Source organism: Psychromonas aquatilis (genome assembly GCF_038155185.1).
GTDB classification, from domain to species: domain Bacteria; phylum Pseudomonadota; class Gammaproteobacteria; order Enterobacterales; family Psychromonadaceae; genus Psychromonas; species Psychromonas aquatilis.
Genome location: NZ_JBAKAZ010000093.1, coordinates 1 through 6,604 on the forward strand (window position 1 = coordinate 1; position 6,604 = coordinate 6,604).

Here is a 6,604-nt window from a genome sequence, read left to right on the forward strand (position 1 = left end):
ATATATTCTGTATTTCCACCTGAAATATGGAATTTTTCGGTTTAATAAACTGTTATACGTCATTCAGAGAGATGAGTTTTATCATGGCAATCAGTGAATTTGAAATAAAGCGTTATGAAAAAGAGTTAGATAAGTTTATTGATGAGCATAGGCCTCCCGTTCATGTAAGAGACCAGCTTGATATTAATTATAAAATTGAAAATCAGAGCGTTGTGCTATTTGAAATTAGAGCGAACTTTAGAAATCCATCTGAAAAACTAGATATCCCAATTGCGAAAGCTACATATGTGAAAACGCAAAAAGTGTGGAAGATCTATTGGCAAAAATCTGATCTTAAATGGCATGAATATGAACCTGTAGCAATAGTCAAATATCTAGAAGAGTTCTTGAATGTTGTTGGTCAGGATGAGTACGATTGCTTTTTTAGTTAAACGTATAACAAGGCGTTTAAAACGGAACTAAAACAGTGGGTTAGGTTCCGCTTCGCTACATATTATAACCCACAATTTTAGTCTGCTTAACGCGGCGTTGAGGCTGTAGAATTACTCTTTTTTAAGAAAAATAGTCTGTTTTATGGGGGCTAAATGCACTACCTAGTGAAATAAAGGCTGTACACCCATTGACTTTAAATTGTAATTAATTGATTTTATAGCCTTCAACTAATGGGTGTCCGCTATTATTCTTATCGTTTTCAATAGATTGGTGTAATTTAAGAGTAAGCCTTCCAAGCTGATGATGTGGGTTCTATTCCCGATCCAAGTTTTCCTAGTCAAAATAAACGTTAAAACCAAGCTATTATGCTTGGTTTTTTGTATCTGGGATTCAATAAAAATATATTTGTGGCCGATTTTTCGTTAGCTTGCGCCAATGACTACTTTCCCTATTCCTGTTTCACGCTTTAACCTCTACCTATATTTTTCATTACCAACACCAAATAACACTTCCGCTGAACAATTGAAATGATTACGGCACAAAATAAGACTGACCCTATTGTGTTTTTCCATATTTTTGTTGTTAATGCGGGCTTTTTCCACCTATCTACATGACAGTAATTTGATTAAAAATATTAATTGTTTGATTTTATGTACGATAAAGGCATTTTTATGTTAATTTTAACAAATTAATATATTCTGTATTTCCACCTGAAATATGGAATTTTTCGGTTTAATAAACGGTTATATTTTTAGGTGAATTATGAGTTGTCATATATCGATTGGAACAGAATCAAAGATAGCTTTTGTATTTTCATGTCCTGGACGAAATGAGTTGGAAGCAGGATATCCTGCAGCGAAGGCTACAGGTACAAACCTTTCTTTGTTTCTAAGTAAGTTATCTGCAGAACTCAGCTACGGAGCTCTAACAAGAAAAAAAATTACTATTACCAATGCATGGGATAAAGTCGAGTATGAAGAGCTAACAAAACGCTCTGAAGCAACCTCTGATGATATTAAAGGTACTCTCAATATTCAGCGACTATCTAAGGAACTAGAAAACATATCAGACCTCATAGTATGTTGCGGAGATAAGGCTTTGTTAGCTGTCAATGAGTGCGCTTTAAAAACAAAACCAAAAGTAGTAACTTTAAAACATCTTGGAAATAAAGGGTTAAATAGTATTAAATTTGATTTAAATGGTAAGGAAATCTTGTCTGCAAAAAAGGCAAGGGAGCTAGGTGATAAACGCTCTGCAAAAATAATAGGTAAAGAGAATACAGCTTTGCGCCTTCAGATATTAAGTAAAAATATTGCTAATCAAATAAAAATATAACAAGGCGTTTAAACGTAACAGAAACAGTGGGTTACGTTTCGCTTCGCTGCACATTTTAACCCACTATTTTTGTCCGCTTAATGCAGCGTTATAATTCTCAAAATTATCGGAGTCATAAGTTGAGTTAAGTTAATATTAAAGATATAGCAGAAAAGATAAAGGCTGGACACCCATCGACTTTAAATTGTAATTAATTGATTTTATAGCCTTCAACTAATGGGTGTCCGCTATTATTGGTAGCTTATAAATTAATTACCATTTCGTTAATTAACTTACCTGGTCGAGGTGAATTAAAATTAAAATTGCTTTAAAAACAGATGAATACTATTTGGCTTGGCTATTGCATTATTGCTTAGTAAGTAAAGAGTATGTGGACGCGTAAGCCATAAATAAAGGATCAGTAATGAGCGAACAATTACGAAAACATAGAGAAAAAATTCAAACATTATTGAGTGAGCCTAGTGTCTATCCTCACCAACGAGACGCAGCTAGAAATACATATCAAGCTCTTCAGGGAGAAACTCGCGCTATTATTATGGCTGCTGAAATGCAGGCTGGTAAATCTGGTGTTGCGCTAGCTACTGCATGTTATCAACGCAACAGCTTAAGTGATGAGGATATCTGTAATCCAAAATACCTTCGAGACACCTTATATGTTATGACTATGGCTGATACGACGTTACTTGCTCAAGCTAAAGAAGACTTGCGTCGAGCAGGAAATGTTATTGTGACAAACCTTGTACGTTTTCTTGCCGACATAGAAAAACATTTCAGAAGACAAGATCCTAAATTAATTATCATTGATGAGTGTCATTATGGATCAGGTGATACCTCAGTACGTTACGATGCACTTTTTGATTATTTACAAACTGAAAACACCGAGTGTCGTGTCGTATTTATTTCAGCCACGCCGTTAAGTGCCTTATTAGCTACAGAGGGGGATTCATTAATTAATCGTGGCATTCCTACTAAGCTCGTTTTCCATCGTACTAGCGATGATTATTTTGGCGTACGTGAAATGCTTGCTGCAGGGCAAGTTGTCAACTTAGAGCATAACGCCCGTAATATTCAAGTTAAATCAGATGCTCAATTACAATTTATTGAGCATTTTAATTCTTATGATGGCGAAGGTTGGGGGTTGGTACGCGTTCCTGCTGGAACAGCTATGGAGGCTAAGAAATATTTAGCTCAGCATTGTGTGTCAGAAGAAAATATATTTATTTTAGGGATTAAATTAACCGGTGTTCCTGAAGATGAGCATACCTCAATAGATGACTTTAAAGATGAATATAAAACAGCAATGGAATTTGGTCAAAAGGTCATCGCGATAACAGTAGCAGGTTGTAGAGCCGGTATTAATTTTGGTTTTGATATGAAAGAAAATCTAATAGCGACTTGGGACAGTACCGTCTCTAACATTGCTGCGGTAGTACAGGCTAACATTGGCCGAGCTTGTGGGTATCATACTAACCGTAATGCAGCCCATTTTACGAATTTAGATGCTACCGGAGCTTATGGTGAATTATTATCATATCTAGAAGGGACATGTTCACATCAAGCAACGGGTAATATTAAAGGCTTACGTGATAAATATAATGAAATTTGTAAAAGATATGAGGTTAAAGGTTTAGATGTTGGTGCAAAGGTAGGTAAAAACGGAGAATTAAGAGGAAAGAAAAAGCTTAATGATGCAAAAACTTATTTAACGGATAGTTATTATGCCATTCCGGCAAAGCTTGATGAGCCAGACTTTGATTTCACGACATTTACACATGACCCTCTAATACTTAATACAATTAATGCAATACGTAATGTGTATTTAAAAAACCTACCTATATCGCCTAAATCCTCTAGATCTTTAAGGGGATATAAATGGATTAAAGCGCATTGGGTTAATGGTGATACCTATAATAATCCAGAAAAAGCGCTTGCTCTTGGTACTATGTGGGAGCGAGCTATAAACTTAACCTCAAGAATTGATGATGGTGAAGAGGTAGAGTTTAATTTAGCTGTCACGCCAGGCGGAAATGAGAAAACATCAGATAAAGAAGTTGCAGTAAAAATCTTTAGTGTGCATAACAAATCGCGACGTAATGCAGAAAAGCAAGTCATGACTGAGGAAGATGTTTATGATGTATGTAACTGGTATAAAACTGATCTTGATAACACGATCTTACTCATTTTTAAAAGGGGTAAACACTGCCCTGTACGCAGTCATGAAAAAGAATCTTCGGCTAAAATTCAAATCGCTAAAGGTAATATTTTGGAAGCAAATCATTTCCAAACAGTGGAAGAGGAAGTTTGACTATGTATGATGAAATGGATTTATATCGTCAAGTTAACGCAACTCATTATACGTTTTTTAATTCTTGTTTGTATTGTGGATGTATTGCGACTAAACATGATTTAGCACCTCCTTTGAAATATGCAGAGTTTTATTTAAAAACCCGAGAAGAAGCGGATTTTTACCGAATTCCTGCTTGTGTTGAGTGCTTTGAATTTTTACGAACAGAGAAAAGTGGTCTACTGGCTCAGAGGGTTGATATTGTAAAATCCAAATTAGCTAAAAAGTATAAGAAAGCTATTAGAGTATATGAAATGTGGGATCTAGATGAGATTTCTGATTTAGATTATCATTTAAGTAATAGCATTAGAGCTGGGCTCGCTTTAGGTAAAGAGTCATATGAACGCTTTAAATTTAAGGGGTTTGATTTTGAAGCTGACGGAGAAAGACATACTGGCTTTTATATTAAAAATGAAATATTAACGATATTTGGTGAGAAATTTGATAATTTTAGAGATGCTCTTGACTATGGAAGCCGGGCCTTTCGAATACCGAAAGCCAAATTAAGGGAAATGTTTGCAGAACATAACAACTGTTTTGACACTGCAATTAAAAAATTTCAGGAAGAAATGGCTTTAAAAATTTATAAAAAAGAACTTAAAGAAAAGTGTAAATTTTTTGCCGATGAGCATAAACAGAATATTAAGTTTGTTATGCATGCTGTTGAAATATATAGGTCAAAGAATAGTAATTTAACAATCGATAAAGCGTTAATTAAACTATTCGAAGATCGTTTTAGAGAATAGGATAAAGGCTGGACACCCATCGACTTTAAATGTAATTAATTGATTTTATAGCCTTCAACTAATGGGTTTCCGCTATTATTACGGAAAAAGCTAAGCTATGGCGACAAAATGAAAGTTAAGATAGATAGTCCAATAGGGCGGCGCCAATACAGCAAACGATTAGGTGCCATTAAACCTGTATTTGGTAATATCACTTTTAATAAAGTCATGAATAAATTCACGCTGCGCGGCCAAGATAAAGTGAATACCCAATGGAAAATGTACTATCTCGTTCATAATATAGAGAAGTTAAGGAATAGTTTATATTAAGCCAAGGGCTAAAAGCCCTTAAATCGCAATAATACAGTCTAATTACCCTCATAAACGCCTCTACAGCTCAAATTAATCAATCATTTATTGAAAATCCGAATTATCTATTGGAATCTCAACTAAATATGAATTAATGTGGTTTTTATTTTAAATAATCGGGCTGAAAATGAGAAATTCTACAGCCTCGTTATGCACCTACTAGGAAGTTGAGATTTGACTAATATAAATACGGAATATGAAAAGCTAGTTGCCGAAATCCATCAAGGTATGCTGAACTTTGATGGATTCGAGAATCTGAGAGTAGAGCATGACGTTACAATAACTGGGAAAAGTGGTGCTACGCATCAAATTGATGTTTATTGGGAGTTTAAGGCCGCAGGAACAACCTATAGAACTTGCGTTGAATGTAAAAACTATAAATCAGCAGTAAAGAAATCTCATGTTGCTTCTTTCGCTGAGATACTGCGTGATATTGGAAATGCCAATGGAATAATTGCAACTACAAGCTCCTTTCAGAAAGGGGCAGTATTACTAGCAAAAGAAAACAATATTCGACTTGTTTTAGTTAATCACCTCATTAAATCAATTCATTATACGATCCAGCCAATAATGAGTGATTTTGAAAATACCAAGTTCAACTTTAATCAAGATAGCGCTAAAGAAGCCTTGAAAAGAAATGGACTGGATAAATATGAAATGAACTTCACCTATCCTGGGCATCATCCACTCATTGATGGGCATGGTGAAGTTGCTGTTAGGCTAAATGAACTGATAAATACGAGCAATCTCGTAGAGGGTCATAATACTTTAGATTGCTCAAAATACTATCTTGATGTTGAAGGTCTAGGGCCTATCCAACTAGATTCAATTGAGGTCGATATGATTCATCGCGAAGCTCAACCTATTAAGGGTCTTGTAGAATCACCTAATTCTGCGAAGGCTGCCATCGAAGATATAGTCGATGAAAATGTCCATTATCTCCACGATGACGGAACAGTAAATGACGTGCCGAATAATGCATAACAAGAACATTAAAAACCGCCCACATAAAGCGTGGATTGGACTCGCTACCGCTCGCCTTTTATGTGGGCGTTATGCTTATTAAATTAGGTGTGTATGGAAATCGAAGTATCAAAATTTTACCTTGAAATTCAAGAACATCTTCGATCTAAAGATCGTTTTACTTTACCAAAGGAGTGTAATACTAAAGTTGAACTATTTTGTAAACATTACATAGATAACCTGACTATTGTAAAGCTTGGCACTAGGTAAGGGCTGGACACTGATCGACTTTAAATTGTAATTAATTGATTTTATAGTCTTCAACTAATGGGGGCCGCTATTATTCCACCTCAATAATACAGTCTAATTATCCTCATAAATGCCTCTACAGCTCAAATTAATCAATCATTTATTGAAAATCCGAATTATCTATTGG

General features: G+C 35.1%; 5 protein-coding genes and 1 pseudogene. All 6 read left to right on the plus strand.

Features of this window, described 5'->3' with window-relative positions; genetic code table 11:
- The first annotated feature begins 83 nt into the window (after nucleotides 1-83).
- The 6 genes and pseudogenes from V6256_RS14495 to V6256_RS14520 all read left to right on the plus strand — a co-directional run bounded on the left by V6256_RS14495 (nucleotide 84) and on the right by V6256_RS14520 (nucleotide 6,189).
- A complete protein-coding gene (locus V6256_RS14495; protein ID WP_341598975.1) occupies nucleotides 84-431 on the plus strand; it encodes a DUF3024 domain-containing protein in 348 nt (115 codons plus the stop codon).
- Between the two features lie 763 nt (nucleotides 432-1,194).
- On the plus strand, nucleotides 1,195-1,767 hold the full coding sequence (locus V6256_RS14500) for a hypothetical protein (protein WP_341598977.1): 573 nt from the start codon (nucleotides 1,195-1,197) through the stop codon (nucleotides 1,765-1,767).
- Between the two features lie 403 nt (nucleotides 1,768-2,170).
- The gene (locus tag V6256_RS14505) at nucleotides 2,171-4,072 is read left to right on the plus strand and encodes a DEAD/DEAH box helicase family protein (RefSeq protein WP_341598978.1); all 1,902 of its coding nucleotides are present in this window, start codon (nucleotides 2,171-2,173) and stop codon (nucleotides 4,070-4,072) included.
- A gap of 2 nt (nucleotides 4,073-4,074) precedes the next feature.
- Complete coding sequence (locus tag V6256_RS14510; RefSeq protein WP_341598980.1) at nucleotides 4,075-4,857, plus strand: hypothetical protein; 783 nt, start codon at nucleotides 4,075-4,077, stop codon at nucleotides 4,855-4,857.
- An 81-nt stretch (nucleotides 4,858-4,938) separates the two neighbouring features.
- A pseudogene (locus tag V6256_RS14515) lies at nucleotides 4,939-5,166 on the plus strand (transposase); the annotation flags it as partial.
- A gap of 213 nt (nucleotides 5,167-5,379) precedes the next feature.
- Nucleotides 5,380-6,189 carry a restriction endonuclease gene (locus tag V6256_RS14520; RefSeq protein WP_341598981.1) on the plus strand — a complete coding sequence of 270 codons (810 nt, stop codon included), beginning with the start codon at nucleotides 5,380-5,382 and terminating at the stop codon, nucleotides 6,187-6,189.
- Nucleotides 6,190-6,604: the final 415 nt, after the last annotated feature.

Bases quoted from the DNA above. Each gene is read 5' to 3' on its own strand.
- V6256_RS14495 (WP_341598975.1), top strand. From the start codon at position 84: ATGGCAATCAGTGAATTTGAAATAAAGCGTTATGAAAAAGAGTTAGAT.
- V6256_RS14500 (WP_341598977.1), top strand. From the start codon at position 1,195: ATGAGTTGTCATATATCGATTGGAACAGAATCAAAGATAGCTTTTGTA.
- V6256_RS14505 (WP_341598978.1), top strand. From the start codon at position 2,171: ATGAGCGAACAATTACGAAAACATAGAGAAAAAATTCAAACATTATTG.
- V6256_RS14510 (WP_341598980.1), top strand. From the start codon at position 4,075: ATGTATGATGAAATGGATTTATATCGTCAAGTTAACGCAACTCATTAT.